This is a genomic window from Erwinia persicina NBRC 102418 (genome assembly GCF_001571305.1).
GTDB classification, from domain to species: Bacteria; Pseudomonadota; Gammaproteobacteria; order Enterobacterales; family Enterobacteriaceae; genus Erwinia; species Erwinia persicina.
In genome coordinates this window covers 54,348-72,551 of record NZ_BCTN01000007.1, presented here as the reverse complement: position 1 = coordinate 72,551, position 18,204 = coordinate 54,348, and the positions used below count along the sequence as shown (strand labels likewise).

Sequence of the window (18,204 nt, the reverse complement as noted above, 5' to 3'; positions counted from 1 at the left end):
GCCAGAAATTGAAAATACGATTAACAGGTTTATGTTGTTCTGCTTTATCCTGATATACGGTTTAATTTCGTGAGGGATAGGCTATGGATAAAATATTGGATATAGTGAACGGATGGCTCATTTCTGCTGTGTCTAGCGGTGCATTGCAGATAAAACAGATTCTTCTCTTTATTTTTATTGCAGGACCATTGGCTCTTGTTATCTGGAGAATACGAGGGGTTCTCGGATTTTTTAATGAAGTCAGGAACTCTAAATTAAATGAGTTGCAGCGCCTTCTGGATAGCCACGAGTTATCGGATGAAGTAAATGCCTGTATCAAAGAGGATATTAAGAGAATAACCAGCTATCGCATGACTGGAATTTCTGATGTAGCCAGTCAAAAAATTATTTTGCGACTATTCGTAGATCACAGTGATTTAATATCTGTCGGTTTCTTCAAGAAGTTCAGAGCATTTTTGCTAATTAAAGATAAAACTCTTGTTTTCAAGAAAGGGTTTTCTTTCTGGTTTGGGAACGGCATGTATGCTTTGTTTTCGCTTCAGTTTTTATTTCTCGCCATTTTTTCTTTAATATTACCTAGTTATAGGCATGAGTATATTCCATTTTGGGGGTGTTTGATATTATATACAGTCGCTGTAGTCATGTTCCTTTTCTTTATTGGTTTTGGAAAAATGATACCTCGGCCTGAGGAATGTAAATTACTAAGTAAGATACTACAGACTCAATATAATAATTCATCTGAATGATTTATTGATGATGGGCGAGCACTTATACTTTTCGAACGCCCACACGCCTAGATACAGTCAGCCTAACTCCCGTACTTCTCATCTAGTTGAGGAAGCTTCAGAGCTGATACTATCAGCCACTCACCGCCTGGCAATTCTTTAAATCATTTGGGTAATATCGTTTTTTTCAACGGTAAGCCAGCATTGGCTCTGCTTTAGTTGTATGTAATGGGAACGGCCCTGCCAAGAGAGACTATTCAGCCCGGCCAGATGCACCGGCGCTTCAAGCTGGCTTTGCAGATACCATAGCGCATCACTCCAGCCCGGTTCTCGTCCTGCGCGCGCATAAACGCCAGCCCGCAGTTTTTTCAGCCAGCCACTTTGCTCATATTTAAAGGCCAGAGAAGGCGATATGCTGTTCCGGGGTAGCCAGGATTGTAAAACCAGGCTTCCCGGAGAGGTGTTTTGCAACAGCCAGTTTATTTTTGATGGCATAGATTCACACAGGGTGTAACTATAATAAAAAAGTAAACTATTTGGCGAGTGAAAAGCCAATGTACGGTGTCTGTCACAGCATAAATATTGCCAACGATAGTGGGCTGGGAATGATTGCATCAGACGTGTTTTTTGAAAGATCCGCCCGTAATGGATACTGCCAGCCATTCCTTACCGCCGCTGGTATACACACATATTCAGGTACAAGAAAAATCGACACCGCCAGCCAAATCACTCCCACCGCTATCAAGCTGAATGAAATCATGCGCCTGGCATGGTGATAAACAAACCCGGACTCATGGCCTGCATCGAATCGCCGTAAGTCACTACGTACCAGCCCGTCAAGAAGCCCGACAACGATAATCAGCGCAAACAGTGGCATCGCCTGCAACAGAATCGTCAGGCGTAGTAGAAAGGTAAGGGTGACATTGCCTGCAGACAGTAACGTGTAACGGCTCCCCTTAGTGACCGTCTCCACGAGGCCGAAGCCGGGGTTTCAGCCCGAGAGTTCTGCCGCAAACATGCTATTTCAGACGCCATCTTTTACACCTGGCGTAAGAAGTTTGGCTACATGGAAGTGCCGGAAGTTAAGCGGCTTAAGTTACTTGAAGAGGAGAATGCCCGACTCAAGAAGCTGCTCGCCAAAACCATACTCAATAAGGAGGCGCTTCAGCTGGCTCCTGGGCGAAAGTACTGACGACAGACCAGAAGCGGGAAGCCGTGGATTTGATGTGTGATGCGACCGGTCTGTCGCTACGTCGTGCCTTCAGGCTTACATGCTTGTCCCTATCGACCTGCCGCTATGAGGCTCAGCGTCCAACGGCTGATGCTCATTCCTCAGCGCGCATCACTGAGCTGGCACTGGAGCGCAGGCATTTAGGTTACCGCCGCATCTGGCAGTTACTGCGCCGTGAAAGCCTTCATGTTAATCACAAGCGTGTGTACCGCTTTTATCATCTGAACGTGCTAAGTGTAAAACGCAGACGACGTCATAAAGGGCTGGCAATGGAACGTCTGCCGCTGCTCCTCCCGGCGGCGCCCAACCTGACCTTGTCGATGGATTTCGTCATCTATGCACTGCCCTCCGCACCAAAATGATATAAGTATTGAAGCCACCAGAATGTGGTTTTTTACCCATCAACACTCAGTAACGCGATGAGCAATCTCTCACATCACCCATTTATTACCCTCTGCCTGTTTCCAGGCAGAGCGCTATCGTCAGGGCGCAGAGCTAAACAGCTCTCCGAATTTCACCGCCAGCCAGCCGACTGGGGTGGTCGCACCGCCGACAATATTGGTAATTTCGGACATACCCTCGGGAACCGGAATATGGGAGTTCACTGCCGCCTGAGTGTACTCTTTCGAAATGTCCGTCCCGACGTACAGCGTACAGGTGATGATCAGCGTGCCGGTAATAAACATGCGGAACATGTTGCGCCGGCAGAATGGCGTCACCATTGCCAGCAGGAACATCAGTGAAGCGAGATCGACAAACGGCAGCACGCGGTTACCCGGCAGAATGATGGACAGTACGACCGCCATCGGGATTAACAGCAGGCCGGTAGCCAGCACTGACGGTTCACCAATCAGCAGGGCGGTATCCATACCGATATAGAAGTCACGGCCGGGGAATTTTGCTTTCAGTTTGGCTTCTGCAGCATCGCGAACGATCAACAGCCCCTGCACCAGGATGTCGATCATCTTCGGCAGTAACAGCATAGCGGCCGATACCTTAATCGCCAGGGAAACGGCGGCGGAGATAGGATATCCGGCAAGAAACGCCAGCATCAGGCCCAGAACAAAACCCAGCGTCAGTGGTTCTCCAAATACACCAAATTTTTTATTGATGCTTTCCGGGTTGAAGTTGATTTTATTAATAAAGGGAATTTTATCGATAATATAATTACAGGCAATACCAAAAGGAACGTAAGCAATGCAGGTCAGGTGGGGAAATGAAATACCCTTGAGGTTATAGTTTTTCTGTAAGTAAGGGGCGGTCATGTCTGCCGCTACCAGCGTCAGAATAAATATCCCGAAGGTGATCCCCACTGAAAGCCAGTAGTTGCCGGTGCCTGCATAAACCACTGAACCCATAATCAAAAATATCCAGTAGTTAAAAATATCAATATTGACGGTTCGGGTTATTTTCAGCAGCAACATGACCAGATTGATTATGATAAAGCCGATCACCACGGGTAACATTAACGGGGATCCCCAGCCGATAGTCGATGCGGTCGGCCATCCGGTATCCACCACCGTCAGTGTCAGGCCAATACGCTCTACCATCGCCTGTGAAGCCGGGCCAATACTGGTCAGTAGCAGGCCGATGACCAGCCCAACGCCTTCAAAACCGATCCCGACCAGCATGCCGGCTTTAAATGCGGTACCGGGCTTGACCCCAAAACACAGGGCAATAATAAAAAATATGATGGGCATCATGACTGATGCCCCCAGATTAATAATGCTGTTAATAATATCCATGATAATTCCTTAATCAGAGGCCCGGCCGGGCGCGCGTGTCTCCGTGCCTGACCGGGAAGATAAAGATCGACGAGTTATCGGCGTTAATTTATTTTTCTGAGTAACCTCTCAGAAAATAACTTCGGTGAGTGGCTGAACGCATCAATGGTACTGCCTGCGATATGTGGCGTAATGGTGACATTTTTCAGGGAATAGAAATCGCTGTCATCAGGCAGCGGTTCATGATCAAAGGTATCCAGTGCGGCACCCATGATCTCGCCTGCCTTTAACGCCGCAATAAGATCCTGTTCATTAATTAAACCCGATCGCGCTGTATTGACTATAATTGCGCTCCGTTTCATTAATCTGAAGTGCTGAGCGTTGATAAGATGCGTGGTTTCCGGCGTCAGGCGCGCGTGTAGCGACACCACATCGGCGCGTTTTACCAGCTCATCCAGCGAGTCGACTTTTTCATAACATTCATCACCGGCTACGTATTTGTCATAGAAAATAATCTGCGTACCAAAGCCCCTGAGAAAGCCTGCAACCAGGCGGGCAATGTGGCCCAGCCCCACCAGGCCTATCACCTTGCCGCCCAGCTCGGGAATGGCCTGCTGATTAGGCATTTTTGCCCGCCAGCTTTTATCGCGCAGCGCGTCACAGGAGCGTGCTATGTTGCGCATTTCCGCCAGTATCATCCCGACGGTAAATTCAGCCACGCTGCGTGCATTACGCCCCGGTGTATTCATCACTTCAATGCCGCGTGCACTGGCAGCCTCCTGATTGACGTTTTCCACGCCGCCACGCAGTACGCCGATGATTTTCAGCTTTGGGAGTTTATTCAGCACTGCCGTGTTGACCGGCGCAAACTGAACGATGAGGATGTCGACATCTTCTGCATCCTGCAGCAGTGAATCAGGTAACATCACGGCTTCTGAACCGTGCTGTTCAACCTGCAGATTATCCTGCTGCAACTTTTCTACCGACGGGTGCGACCATTCGCGCACGTCTACCTCAATGCCGCTATCGCGGAGCGCCTTCAGCCCGTTTTCCATCATCGTGGTATTAATAAAAAGATCGGCTATCGCCAGACATTTCATAGTCATTCTCCAAAATTTAGCGCATCAACATACCGCCAGTGACATCCACAGTTGCTCCCGTCATGTAGCTGGTTTTAGGCGAAACCATAAAGACACCGATGTCGGCAATCTCATCGGGTCGTGCCACCCGGCCCACGGGAATACGGCTGAGGTAATAGTCAGGATTCTGTTCAATGTGGCTCTGGATCATTTCGGTATCCATAAGCCCGACGGCAATGTTGTTCACATTGATGTTTTGCCTGGCGACTTCGCGCGCCAGTGAGATTGAAAAGGCCACCAGGCCGGCTTTACTGGCCGCATAGTGTGCATGGCCCGTTGTGGAACCATGGAACGCGGCCTGAGAAGTAATGTTCAGAATGCTGCCCGCCTGATCCCGTTCACGGCAGTGGTTCACAAACAGCTGGCTGAGATGGAAGACGGCTTTCAGGTTGACGTTCATGACCCGGTCCCAGTCGTAATGGGTTAATTCGCTGACATAGCCGCTTAACCAGATCCCGGCGTTATTCACCAGAATGTCGGCCTTACCCAGTTTCTCAATGCAGGTGGTGAACAGCTGATGACGGCTCTGTTCGTCGGAGAGATCGGTTTTCACAGCCATGATCTCCACCGGGGTTGTTGCTTTCACCTGTTCAATCAGCTGCCGCGCACGGGATTCGTTGCGCTGCCAGGTAAAACAGATGTTGACCCCTTCCTTCGCCAGTGACAAAACCAGCGCTTTGCCCAGCCCGGATGCGCCTCCGGTGACGATAGCCGTACGATTTTTTAAGTTCAGATCCATGCTTTCCTCGCTTAATGTGAAACGTAATTGCTGCAGCTTTTCCAGGGAGACTGCATCTCCGATAACAGGTTTTTATAAAGCTGGTATTTGTCGTGGTAGATCTGTTGTCTGGCAGGGTTGGGGATCACGGTTCGCGCGACATGGACCATCTCACTGGACGCCGCAAAAACGTCGTCGAACCAGCCGACCATGACGGCGGCCGTCATGGCGGTGCCTAATGTGCCGTGTTCTTTGACGTCGACAATCTCGAGCGTGGACTGGAAGATATCCGCGAACAGCTGGAGCCACACCGGGGAGTGGGTAACCCCACCGGCAATACGGATGGTTCGGCTTAACGCCGGGTTGAGGTGGCGGAGACGCTCAGTGTGATAGAGGTGACTAAACGCCACGCCCTCATAAATCGCCCGCAGGAAGTGCGCTTTTTTATGGAAGCTGTTCACACCGATAAATCCGGCTGAGGCATCGGCAATGGTGTTAGAACCAAATACGAACGGGAAGAACAGCAGGTGACTTTCTTCGGGGGTGGTTGAGGAGAAAAGCGTGTTGCACAGGTCGTATACGGAGATGCCCTCTGCGGCCGCTTTTTCGCGCTCGCTCTCCATAAAATTATTAATGAACCACTCCAGATTGCTGGCAGAGGTTGGGCTGGCTTCGGTTATCAGCCATTTTCCCTCAATCGGGTAAATCGACGTCATAAACAGCGCTTTATCGATAACCGGACGATCGGTGACGTACTCGTTGATACTCCACGTCCCGGTGATGATAGCCAGCTTATCGAGGCTGTTGATCCCGCAGGCAACAGAGGAGGCAGAAATATCGAATACGCCACCGGACACCGGCGTTCCCGCCTGCAGGCCAGTCAGACGGGCCACTTCCGCGGAGATGGTGCCGCAGCAGTCTGTGGAGCGTTTAATCGGCGGCAATTTATTGCGCACATCGGCCAGGCCCCACCAGGCGAGCAACTCATCATCATAATCACGCTCACGTACATTGATCAGGCTGGTACCCGAAAGATCGGTGAGTTCGAGGAAGGCTTCTCCGGTCAGGTAAAAGCGGATCAGATCTTTCACCATAAAAATCGTGTGCGTTTTATGCAGTGATTCAGGTTCGTGCTGTTTCAGCCAGGCCAGCAGCGCAACGGGTTGTCCGGCCCAGATGGACTGCATGGTCTTAGGCAGAATATGAGACATAAACTCAGGCGAGTTCTGCCATTTCTCCACGAGCTGCTTTGCCCGGCTGTCGGTGGAGATAATGCCATGACGAACCGGGCGCCCCCTTTCATCAACCAGATAGAGCCCGTTGCCATGGCCGGTGATAGCAATACCTTTGATCTGTCTGGCATCGATACCTGACTGCTGAAGGGCCTGTTTGATCACCTCAAGGTTGGCTGCCCATAGTTCGTCGATATCACGTTCAGTATGGTGTGGTCTGGGGGTTAACATTTGCGTTGATTTTGCCGCACTGGCCACGGCCTTGCCTGTGCGATCGTAGATAGCGGCCTTGGTAAAGGTACCGCCATTATCAATGCCCATGACGTATTCATCATTCATTAGCGTGCACTCCGTATTGGTTACCATAAGCCAGGTTCGCTGGTGGTTATTCCTTTAAAACCGGCATGGAATATCTTTTCGACAAGATATTGCCGCTTAACAAATCCCCCCGCGATGAATACCACGTCAAAGCCTTTTAAATTCCGGCTAATCAACGCCAGGCACTGGCAGGCATATTCAGCAGGTAAAATTTCTATTGCATCGGGAGGGTTATGTTTAACAATCTCGATTGACTGATCCAGCGATCGCGAATCGATGAGTAAAACCCGGAAATAGTCAGTAATCCCTCTTTTTTGGCATGGCGCAATGCTGAAAGGTTAGAGGAAATAACACCATCGACCTTATAGTAGTTTTTTAGCAGGTTGATCCCCGCAGGGTCAGGTTTAAATCCACCGAGCAAATCCAGGTGGATTAATACTTTTTTACCCCCCTGATGACATTTGCCAATCAGGGATTGCAGGTTGCCGATATTGGCTTCTGACAGAAGCACATATTCCGATGCGCTGGACAGTGCTTTATCAAAGTTTTTATATTTCCTGATGGAGGGAATGATGGTGTTATTTAAGAACATAGTGATATCCGATGTTATCTGGCCATATAAAGGCTGTATGCGTCTTCCGCCGTCGCGTTTTCATGGATAATGGCATTGAGGCCGGCCACCACTTTTTCAGGCTGTGGATCCTGAGTGATATTGCGCCCCACGGCCACGCCTTTTGCCCCTGCCTGCATACAGTGTTGAACGAACGTAAAGTAACCGCTGATATCTGTTTTAGGGCCGCCGAGCGCCAGGACAGGGACGCCTGCTGCTTCGACAATCAGGTGGTCATCGGCAGTCCCTGTGAAGCGTGTTTTGATGACGTCAGCACCCAGTTCTACCGCCGCTCTGGCCGATGCGGCAATGACGGTCGGGTTGTTAGAATCATCATTGGTTACGGCATATCCGTAGGGAAGTGACTCCACAATCAGGGGCATATTCCAGCGATCTGCCGCCCGGGCGAGTTGCATTGCCATAACGTGGGTTTTCTCTTCGTTAAACGCGCCCGGGAAGGTCATGCAAACCACGCCTTCAGCCGCGACTTTCAGTGCGTCTTCAACGGAGAAGACGGGGGTGGTATCCGGTACGCTATTATCAAAAATACTTACCGTACTATCGACGCGTAATATCACCGGAACGTTATTCAGTGCAGCTGGAAAATTTTTCAGCATGCCATAAGACACCAGCGCGCAGTCCAGACCCTTTTCAACCAGAGCAGGAAGCTGGTTTATCGTATTATCTATTCCTTCTGTTTTAATTGAGAAATGGTAACCATCCAGTGCTAACGTGACGGATTTACCATCTTTTGCAAAAATTCTTGAGAGACGACGCTGTTTAGACATTTAATGACTCCTCGGTAATAAAAATAAAAAAAGCCCTCAGAGACAAAAATGTCTCTGAGGGCTGTCAATTCACTTACCCTGATAATAATGATTCGGTGACCCAAAACATTACTGTATGGTTTTCCGGCTGATGAGAAGCGTTTATATTTATTTTAAATCTAAACTCATTCTCACGCGTCGTTAATAACTAGCATCTCCCTAAACACTCTGTCCAGTCGTAATACATAAAATGAGATGTTCATCACGCCCGTGTCAGGATGAATAACCCGCTTCCCTGGTAACAAAACGGCCCGGTTAAACGCCGCAAAAAAGGGGGGGGCAGGGCGCTGATGGCTTGCAGACGCGCTGTGCATTCAGGGATTAATCAGCCCGAAACGAGCGTAAATAAGGCCGGAGAGAAATGATATATCGCGATCATCCCCACCACATTCAGCACCGCACTGATGATGAAGTACGTTTTAAAGGGCTGCTTCTGCGTTTTATGGCGAAAGCGTTGCTGACCGGCAATCGCGCCAGGCCATCCTCCCAGCAAGCCAAAGACCAGCAAGGTGAACTCCGGTACCCGCCGCCAGCTTTTGCGGGCAGCCAGTTTATCTCCGCCGTAGATCAGAAATGTCAGTGTGCTGGCCAGCAGGAACCACATCACCACAGGGTGAGGCAGAAATGCGCTGCCGGTGGCCGCCAGGGCCAGCAGCAGGTAACAGAACAGATTCAGTGTCATTCAATAAGCCTGTAAGTAGAACCGTTCAGCCCGCTGGACTCTTTTCGGAAGTGGATATCATAATGAATAACAGCATGTGGTGTAAGTATCCCATCAAAATGGCCCATTCACGTTCAGAGAGCTTCCTGCATACTGATTATGTCACCTGAGAAGATCGCTATGCGTAAGATACGATTCATCGGGCACCCGATCATCGCCGTCCCGAAATCCGTCGATATCAAAAAGCTTTTCACAGATGAAGTAACACGAAAAATCCGCTGCCATAATAAGTTTTAATAAGTGCGGTTAATATTATTTTAGCACAAATAATTTCCTGAATTTTTTAATGTCTTCTAAGCGGTCTGATAATTTTTAATGGGTTTTAAGTCATCCTTACTTTAACTATTTATACTGTCTTTACCTGATAATCAGTGTATTTTCTGGAAATTTATATTTTTTTTCGCAAAAAAATACTTGACCTTCCAGGCGTGGCAAGTCGGATAAATACAGCAGGAGCTGCCAAGGCTCAGCAAAACCCATTCGTCTCCAGTTGCGGAAGGTAACATGATGAACGTCAGAAAAATAACACTGCTCACAGCGGCAATAAGCCTTGCGCTAGCTATTGCTGGCTGCAAAGAAGTCGACTCCACACCGGCGGCGCCAACAGCACCGGCTTCTGCTCCAGTGGCCGAAGTGATTGTCAGGCCAATAACCCCCTTTGCAGAACTCACGGGGTCTCTCACAGCGGTTAATCACGTTGAATTACGTCCAAGAGTTGCCGGCTATATACAGAAAGTAAATATGCCTGAAGGACATTTTGTCGAAAAGGGCAGCGAACTATTTCTTATTGATCCACGGGTGTTACAAGCTGCGTTTAATAATGCAAAAGCAGGTTTGCGAGAAACAGAAGCCGCATTGATGCTGGCTAAAGCTGAATATTCTCGTACTGAAAAATTGTTTGCTCAAAAAATTGTTTCGCGCGCTAATCTCGATACTGCCATTGCCACACTGAATGCCAGAAAAGCACAGGTGGATGCAGCCAAAGCAAAGCTTGAATCAGCACAGCTTGAGTTAAGTTTTACCCATGTCACCGCGCCAATTAGTGGGCGTGTAGGTCAAACTTTGGTGACTGAGGGGAATTATGTTGCCAGCGGCGTTACACCACTGACGACAATCGTTTCAATTGACCCTCTGTATGTCTATTTTGATATTGACGAACGTACTTATTTGCAGTTTTTCGCTGCAAATCGAGCCAATGCTAAACTCAACAGTTCTCCAGCCGCAAAAGTAGAAATCGCATTACTTACTGACAAAAGCTATTCGCGACAGGGTCGTGTTGATTTTCTTTCCAATGGTGCTGAACGTCAAACGGGAACCGTGCGTATCCGTGCTGTTATCGATAACCCTGATGGAAAATTAACGCCAGGCTTATTTGCCAAAATCAAATTAGAGACGGGGCCATCACAGCCTAAAGTTTTGATATCCGATCTATCGATTGGTGCCGATCAAGGTGGTCGCTATGTATTAGTGGTTGATAAAGAAAATAAGACAGAGTATCGACCGGTAGAATTAGGCACTACCGTGGACGGTTTACGTGTCATAGAGCAAGGCTTGCAGCCAGGTGAACGTATCGTCGTCAAAGGGTTTATTCGTCCAGGTATGCACGTTAAGCCACAGTCAGTCGGAATTGATGGCAAACCTGTCGAAGTTACAGAGAAGCAAACTGCAGGAGATAAGCCATGAAATTTCCTCGTTTCTTCATTGAACGGCCAATCTTCGCTATTGTTCTTTCTATTCTGATGGTTCTCGGGGGGATTGTTGCTTTTTTCCAGTTACCCCTCAGTGAATATCCAGCGGTAACGCCCCCGACAGTTCAAGTGACAGCATCTTACCCTGGCGCTAATCCAAAGGTGATTGCTGAAACCGTTGCTGCACCACTTGAACAAGCCATTACAGGTGTTGAGGGCATGTTATATATGTCCTCACAGTCGGCAACCGATGGTCGTATGACGCTTACCGTCACATTTGCACAAGGAACGAATGCCGATATGGCACAAATTCAAGTGCAAAACAGAGTTTCGCGTGCACTGCCTCGTTTGCCTGAAGAAGTACAACGTCAAGGCGTTATCACTCAAAAAACCTCACCAGATATTCTGATGGTGGTTCACTTATTATCTGCGGATAAGCGTTACGATCCCCTTTATATTTCCAATTATGCTTATCTCCAGGTTCGGGATGAATTATCACGGATACCCGGTATCAGCGATGTCCTCGTTTGGGGCGCTGGCGAATACAGTATGCGGCTTTGGCTTGATCCTGATCTTATTGCTGCCAGAATGCTGACGGCGGGGGATGTCGTTGCCGCAATTCGTGAACAAAACGTGCAGGTTGCGGCAGGTTCTGTCGGTCAAATGCCCAATTCAAATGCGGCTTTCCAGGTAACAGTAAACACACTTGGACGATTAACTGACGAAGAGCAGTTCGGTAATATTATTATTCGTACTGGCGATAATGGACAGGTTACCCGTTTACGGGATGTGGCTCGCATCGAAATGGGTGCTGATGCGTATGCACTACGTAGTCTGCTTGATGGCGAACCGGCTGTTGCGCTTCAAATTATTCAGAGCCCTGGCGCTAATGCGCTTGATGTTGCACAAGCAGTGAGAACAACGATGCAACGGCTTGAAGGTGATTTTCCTGCTGGATTAAGCTCACGTATTGCTTATGATCCGACTGTATTTGTTCGCGCCTCTCTTCAATCAGTGGCAACAACTTTACTTGAGGCAATTGTTCTTGTTGTTATTGTCGTTGTACTTTTTTTACGGAGCTGGAGAGCATCACTTATTCCATTGCTGGCAGTGCCTGTCTCATTAATTGGTACCTTTGCCATCATGTACATAATGGGGTTTTCGCTTAATACCTTGTCATTATTTGGCCTTGTCCTTTCGATAGGGATCGTCGTCGATGATGCGATCGTGGTGGTTGAAAACGTTGAGCGCCATATCGAAAATGGAGAAACGCCTGTACAAGCCGCAAGGCTGGCAATGGATGAAGTTACGTCGCCGATTATTGCCATTACCTCTGTACTTTCGGCAATTTTCATCCCAACTGCATTCCTGAGTGGTCTGCAGGGTGAATTTTATCAGCAATTTGCGCTAACTATTGCCATATCGACTATCTTGTCAGCCATTAATTCACTCACACTCAGCCCTGCACTTGCAGGCATGTTATTACGTCCACGTAAAGCGCAGGTTGCGAGTGACCCACATACTTTGTCCGGACGCGTTAATCAATTTTTACAGATGATCGGCAAGCCGTTTAAGCGAGCACCCAGTGCTTATAGTAACACGGTACGAAAAGTGGTTAGCGTCAGCGGTCTGGCACTTTTCGTTTATGGTGGATTACTTGCACTAACTTATTTTGGCTTCAAGGCTGTTCCCCCAGGTTTTGTGCCAATGCAGGATAAATATTATCTTGTAGGAATTGCACAGCTGCCCAATGGATCATCGTTAGATCGTACCGATGATGTTGTTAAAAAAATGTCTGAAATAGCACTCGAAGAACCGGGCGTTGAAAGTGTCGTTGCATTTCCTGGGCTTTCAATCAATGGATTTGTTAATGTTCCTAATGCTGCCGTTATGTTCATTATTCTTGATCCATTTGAAGCTCGTACGACTGATGAGCTTTCGGCCATGGCTATTACAGGGCGATTACAGGCTAAATTTTCAACCATTCCTGATGGTTTCCTGGGGGTATTTCCACCGCCACCGGTACCGGGTTTAGGTGCAACTGGCGGTTTTAAAATGCAAATTGAGGATCGCAGCGGTGCCGGGCTTGATGCATTAGTGAAAAATACCCAAATTTTGATGACTAAAGCCACTGAATCCGGGATGGTGACAGGGCTGATGACCAGCTTGGATATTAATGCTCCTCAATTTGATGTCACGATTGATCGAATTCAAGCTAAGAGCAAGGGCGTTAATTTAGCTGAGGTATTCGAAACACTGCAAGTTTATCTGGGCTCTATCTATGTTAATGATTTCAATCGCTTTGGCCGCACTTACAAAGTCATGGCGCAAGCCGATGCCGCTCATCGCATGCAGGTAGAAGCGATAGGACGTTTGCAAGTTCGTAATCTGGCAGGAGAAATGTTACCCCTGTCATCATTTGTAACCGTTACACCAGGCTCTGGCCCCGATCGTGTCATCCATTATAACGGCTATCCTTCTGCTGATATATCAGGCGGTGCCATGTTGGACGTTAGTTCAGGGCAGGCAGTTGAAACCATGGAGCGACTGGCAAAAGAAATATTACCAGAAGGGATGAGTTTTGAATGGACTGAATTAACTTACCAACAAAAAGGGGCGGGCAATTCTGCACTGTTTATTTTTCCGATGTGTCTATTGCTTGCGTATCTTATCCTTGCTGCACAATATAACAGCTGGCTGCTTCCTTTAGCCGTTCTCCTTATCGTACCAATGTGTTTATTAAGCGCCATTACGGGTGTTTGGTTGATGGGGGGTGACAATAATATCTTTGTCCAAATAGGCCTTATTGTACTGGTTGGCTTAGCCGCCAAGAATGCAATTTTGATTGTCGAATTCGCCCGAAGTCTGGAAAGCGAAGGCGTCAGTACTCTGGATGCGGTTATCAAAGCGTGTCGATTACGTTTACGACCTATTCTGATGACATCACTTGCATTTATTGCCGGTGTTATTCCATTAGTTTTGGCCAGTGGCGCGGGGGCTGAAATGCGTCAATCCATGGGAATTGCAGTGTTTGCGGGGATGCTCGGTGTGACGCTATTCGGTTTATTCTTAACCCCTGTGTTTTATGTTGTTATGCGCAGGTTGTCTGTGCACTACGAAAAGTACCGAGCCAAAGTTAAATGGCACAAAGAGGGGCGTATATCATGAGTAAACTTTCTCAAAAAGTATTGTTCCCTTTGAGTGCTCTTATTTTACTGTCCGGATGTACAGCTGTAGGTCCTGATTACTCGCCACCTTTATCACCCTCACCTGCAAATTTTGGTGGATCGATTGCGGGTATGGGTTCCGGCGCTGTTGAAATTGAGTGGTGGAAAACATTTGATGATCCTGCACTCGTTATCTTGATCCAACGCTCACTTGCTGCCAACCATGACATCGGTATCGCCGTCGCCCGGCTTGAAGAAGCAAACGCGATTCTGCGTGAAAACAGACAAAATTTCTTACCACTGGGTGGTATAGAGAGTGGTTATGAGCATCGTCGGCAAAGCCGGACGGAAACTTCATCCGGCCAGACATCGCAGTTTGATACTTATCGAATTGCGGTTGATTCATCCTGGGAAATAGATCTCTTTGGCCGTATACGTCGTTCAGTGGAAATGGCCCAGGCACAAGCTGGCTCACGTGAAGCATTATTACGACATGTACAAGCAGGTGTCGCTGCTTCTGTCGCTGCTACATGGTTCGAACTTCGAGGTGTTGAAGCCGAACTTGCTGTTGTTACTGATATCAGCCAAAGTCAGCGCGAAAGTTTCAGGCAGACCGAACGTTCTGTAAAGGCAGGTTCTGCCAGCCAATTTGATCAATTACGAGCAGAAGCTTTGCTGCGCAATATCGAAGCGGCTGTGCCTGAACTGGAACGCCGCCGAACCGCTTCTGTTAATGCATTGGCGATCTTGCTTGGTGCAGTCCCTCAGGATTTTAAATTACCGGCGGCTGTACCTTCAATAACACAAACACACAAAACCCTGGTTCTGCGAACCCTGAACGTGGGTGATCCAGCCTCGCTTCTCTCGCGACGCGCGGATATTGCTGCTGCTGAGCGTTCTCTGGCGGCCGCAACGGCTCGGGTGGGGATTGACACAGCAAGTCTGTATCCTGACATTCAGATACAAGGTTCTATTGGGCTTGTTGCTGGAAGCCTTAATGCAATGAATGATACCCGTATTTTATCGGGCTTTATTGGCCCGATTATACGCTGGTCTTTTCTCGATACAGCGCGAGTGCGCGCTCAAATTGCAGCCAGCGAAGCACGAACTAAAGCGGCATTAATCGTTTACGATCAGACTGTACTGCGTGCATTACAAGAAACGGATGATGCCTTCAAAGCTTATGATGCGGCAAATAAGACCTTCGAGTTACATCAACTTGAATCAGTCGCACATTCTGATGCCGCACGTCTTGCTCAATTACGGTTTTCCCTCGGTGAGGGGATTTACTCAGATGTACTTGAGGCACAAAAATCTGATTTTATTAGCCGCCGTGCCCTGGCGATAGCCTATACCAATCAGCAACTCGCCATTGTGAGTATTTACAAAGCATTGGGGGGGGGTTGGGAAATTTGTACGGCGAAAAATAGTGATTGTTCAGGGGCTGAGGGCAGGCAACATTCCTATGTTAAAAATTAAATTCAAAATGAATAAAAAATCCTTGACCTTGCCCTTAGGGGCAACCTTATGTTGCTACCCAACAACCATATTTAAGGGGAATCTCAATGAATACTAACCTAACAATATCCTCAGCCACCCGGCTCAGTTTACCCGTTGAAGGTATGACTTGTGCATCTTGTGTCGGTCGTGTTGAGAAGGCATTAAAAGCCGTGCCTGGCATAAGCACAGCATCAGTCAACCTGGCGACAGAACGTGCTGATATCACATTGACTGATTCAGGCGATGCACTGTCTGCTGTTCGTGCCATTGAGAGCGCGGGTTATAGCGTCCGTCATGAAATAACAGAACTCGCCATTGAAGATATGACCTGTGCATCTTGTGTCGGACGTGTTGAAAAAGCACTGGCACAGACTCCCGGCGTTATCGAAGCTTGCGTGAATTTAGCGACAGAACGTGCCCGAATTATCCATTTTGCTGGCGTTGTTTCTGTAGCCGACCTTGAAGCGGCTGTCGTTAAGGCTGGTTATACATCTCGTCGATTATCTGCCGAATCGGCAAATACAGAAGATCAAGACAATGAACGTCGTGAAGGTGAAGCGCGTTCATTACGCCGGGCGCTGTACACTGCGGCTATCTTCACGTTACCCGTTTTCATACTCGAAATGGGATCGCACGTTATCCCCGGTATGCACGACCTGGTAATGAGAACATTGGGCCAACAGATGAACTGGTACATTCAATTTGTGCTTGCAACTATCGTTCTGTTTGGCCCGGGAATGCGCTTCTTCCGCAAGGGAATACCGGCACTGTTACGTGGTGCTCCTGATATGAACTCACTGGTTTCTGTTGGCACAATTGCAGCCTATGGATATTCAGTTGTCGCCACTTTTATCCCCGGGGTACTGCCGAAAGGAACAGCAAACGTCTATTTTGAAGCGGCGGTTGTGATAGTCACCCTGATCCTGCTTGGACGTACTTTAGAAGCGCGTGCAAAAGGCCGTACTTCACAGGCAATCAAACGGTTAGTCGGACTTCAGGCAAAAACAGCTCGCGTTGATCGCAATGGCAAAATAGTTGAGATTCCACTCGATCAAGTAGCAACAGATGATGTCATTCTTGTTCGTCCTGGTGAAAAAATTCCTGTTGATGGTGAAGTTGTTGACGGTTCATCTTATGTTGATGAAAGCATGATCACTGGTGAGCCTGTACCCGTATCGAAAGGTATTGGCGCTGAAGTTGTCGGAGGCACCATCAACAAAACAGGCGCTTTCAGCTTCCGTGTGACAAAGATTGGGGCAAACACTGTTCTTGCACAAATTATTCGTTTAGTTGAACAAGCACAAGGTTCCAAATTACCCATCCAGGCCTTAGTCGATAAAGTAACCATGTGGTTCGTGCCAGCAGTAATGGTAGGGGCAGGCTTAACGTTCATTATTTGGTTATTCCTGGGTCCAGATCCCGCGCTAACTTTTGCGTTAATTAATGCAGTTGCTGTTCTTATTATTGCCTGTCCATGTGCTATGGGTTTAGCTACACCAACATCCATCATGGTTGGTACTGGGCGTGCAGCCGAACTGGGTGTTCTCTTCCGCAAAGGTGAAGCGTTACAAGCATTGCGTGATGTTAGTGTTGTTGCACTCGACAAAACAGGGACACTGACCAAAGGACGTCCTGAGCTAACCGATTTGGTTCCGGCTGAAGGTTTTGAATACAAGGAAGTATTAGCTTTAGTTGCTGCAATTGAAACACGTTCTGAGCATCCAATTGCTGAGGCCATTGTGGCCGCCGCTAAGCAACAAGATATCACTCTGGCTTCTGTTGAAAGCTTCGAAGCCGTTCCTGGGTTTGGTGTATCTGCTCAGGTTGCAGGCCGGACTGTTGCTGTTGGTGCAGATCGCTACATGACTCAGCTTGGCCTTGATGTTAACAGCTTGCAACCGACGGCGCGGCGTCTGGGTGAACAAGGTAAGAGTCCACTCTATGCTGCCATTGATGGCCGTCTGGCAGCAATAATCGCGGTCGCGGATCCCATCAAAGAAACGACGCCTGAAGCGATTAGGGCGCTGCATGCTCTGGGCCTGAAAGTTGCAATGATTACGGGTGATAATAAAGCTACCGCTGCCGCAATTGCCAGACAACTCGGTATTGATGAAGTGGCAGCAGAAGTGTTACCCGATGGTAAAGTTGCAGCCCTGAAAAAATTTCGTGCTAATGGCGCTCGAGTTGCATTTGTTGGCGATGGTATTAACGATGCGCCAGCACTTGCTGAATCTGATGTGGGTTTGGCCATTGGTACAGGTACAGATGTAGCCATCGAGGCTGCTGATGTCGTGTTAATGTCGGGGGATCTACGTGGTGTTGCTGATGCTATTGCACTTAGCCAGGCGACAATTCGTAACATCAAACAGAATCTGTTCTGGGCCTTTGCTTATAATGCCTTACTGATCCCCGTGGCTGCCGGTTTGCTTTATCCTCTGAACGGTATGTTACTTTCACCGATGTTTGCCGCTGCGGCAATGGCACTTTCCAGTGTCTTTGTTCTGGGCAATGCTCTGCGATTAAAACGTTTTCAGCCACCCATAAAGCAAACCGTTATGCAAGATGACGACCGTCATCAGATTCATGCAGCTGAATAAATCAAAA

General features: G+C 48.2%; 11 protein-coding genes and 4 pseudogenes. 6 read left to right on the top strand and 9 right to left on the bottom strand.

What is annotated here, in order from left to right; genetic code table 11:
• Window positions 1–83 precede the first annotated feature (83 nt).
• Complete coding sequence (locus tag EPE01S_RS09515) at window positions 84–746, top strand: hypothetical protein (RefSeq protein ID WP_062744404.1); 663 nt, start codon at window positions 84–86, stop codon at window positions 744–746.
• Window positions 747–817: 71 nt separating this feature from the next.
• Here EPE01S_RS09515 and EPE01S_RS22875 read toward each other — a convergent pair.
• Window positions 818–1,220 (bottom strand): annotated as a pseudogene (locus EPE01S_RS22875) (AbiEi antitoxin N-terminal domain-containing protein); the annotation flags it as partial.
• A gap of 119 nt (window positions 1,221–1,339) precedes the next feature.
• Window positions 1,340–1,710 (bottom strand): annotated as a pseudogene (locus tag EPE01S_RS09510) (IncC plasmid conjugative DNA transfer DtrJ family protein); the annotation flags it as partial.
• On the opposite strand from EPE01S_RS09510, the pseudogene EPE01S_RS23405 reads away from it, so the two are divergent.
• A pseudogene (locus tag EPE01S_RS23405) lies at window positions 1,693–2,300 on the top strand (transposase); the annotation flags it as partial. The pseudogenes EPE01S_RS09510 and EPE01S_RS23405 overlap by 18 nt on opposite strands.
• Before the next feature lie 138 nt (window positions 2,301–2,438).
• Here EPE01S_RS23405 and EPE01S_RS09500 read toward each other — a convergent pair.
• From EPE01S_RS09500 to EPE01S_RS09470, 7 genes and pseudogenes are all read right to left on the bottom strand, one after another.
• Window positions 2,439–3,701: a PTS galactitol transporter subunit IIC gene (locus EPE01S_RS09500; RefSeq protein WP_062744401.1), complete on the bottom strand. Its 1,263-nt coding sequence runs from the start codon at window positions 3,699–3,701 to the stop codon at window positions 2,439–2,441.
• Window positions 3,702–3,784: 83 nt separating this feature from the next.
• On the bottom strand, window positions 3,785–4,780 hold the full coding sequence (locus EPE01S_RS09495) for a 2-hydroxyacid dehydrogenase (RefSeq protein WP_062744400.1): 996 nt from the start codon (window positions 4,778–4,780) through the stop codon (window positions 3,785–3,787).
• 16 nt (window positions 4,781–4,796) lie between these two features.
• Window positions 4,797–5,558, bottom strand: a complete 762-nt coding sequence (locus EPE01S_RS09490) for an SDR family NAD(P)-dependent oxidoreductase (RefSeq protein WP_062744399.1) — start codon at window positions 5,556–5,558, stop codon at window positions 4,797–4,799.
• Window positions 5,559–5,569: 11 nt separating this feature from the next.
• A complete protein-coding gene (locus EPE01S_RS09485; protein WP_062744398.1) occupies window positions 5,570–7,108 on the bottom strand; it encodes an FGGY-family carbohydrate kinase in 1,539 nt (512 codons plus the stop codon).
• Window positions 7,109–7,191: 83 nt separating this feature from the next.
• Window positions 7,192–7,679, bottom strand: a pseudogene (locus tag EPE01S_RS09480) (glycerol-3-phosphate responsive antiterminator); the annotation flags it as partial.
• Window positions 7,680–7,693: 14 nt separating this feature from the next.
• Window positions 7,694–8,485 carry a class I fructose-bisphosphate aldolase gene (locus tag EPE01S_RS09475; RefSeq protein WP_062744397.1) on the bottom strand — a complete coding sequence of 264 codons (792 nt, stop codon included), beginning with the start codon at window positions 8,483–8,485 and terminating at the stop codon, window positions 7,694–7,696.
• A 364-nt stretch (window positions 8,486–8,849) separates the two neighbouring features.
• Complete coding sequence (locus EPE01S_RS09470) at window positions 8,850–9,206, bottom strand: DUF1294 domain-containing protein (protein WP_062744396.1); 357 nt, start codon at window positions 9,204–9,206, stop codon at window positions 8,850–8,852.
• Window positions 9,207–9,749: 543 nt separating this feature from the next.
• Between EPE01S_RS09470 and EPE01S_RS09465 the strand changes: the two genes are divergently transcribed.
• From EPE01S_RS09465 to EPE01S_RS09450, 4 genes are all read left to right on the top strand, one after another.
• Window positions 9,750–10,928 carry an efflux RND transporter periplasmic adaptor subunit gene (locus EPE01S_RS09465; RefSeq protein ID WP_303621211.1) on the top strand — a complete coding sequence of 393 codons (1,179 nt, stop codon included), beginning with the start codon at window positions 9,750–9,752 and terminating at the stop codon, window positions 10,926–10,928.
• Window positions 10,925–14,101, top strand: coding sequence for an efflux RND transporter permease subunit (locus tag EPE01S_RS09460; RefSeq protein WP_062744395.1), 3,177 nt, complete (start codon window positions 10,925–10,927; stop codon window positions 14,099–14,101). Before EPE01S_RS09465 ends, EPE01S_RS09460 begins: the two co-directional genes overlap by 4 nt.
• Window positions 14,098–15,579 carry an efflux transporter outer membrane subunit gene (locus tag EPE01S_RS09455; RefSeq protein ID WP_062744394.1) on the top strand — a complete coding sequence of 494 codons (1,482 nt, stop codon included), beginning with the start codon at window positions 14,098–14,100 and terminating at the stop codon, window positions 15,577–15,579. The genes EPE01S_RS09460 and EPE01S_RS09455 overlap by 4 nt, the downstream gene beginning before the upstream one ends.
• A gap of 86 nt (window positions 15,580–15,665) precedes the next feature.
• Window positions 15,666–18,197: a heavy metal translocating P-type ATPase gene (locus EPE01S_RS09450; protein ID WP_062744393.1), complete on the top strand. Its 2,532-nt coding sequence runs from the start codon at window positions 15,666–15,668 to the stop codon at window positions 18,195–18,197.
• The last annotated feature ends 7 nt before the right edge of the window (window positions 18,198–18,204 follow it).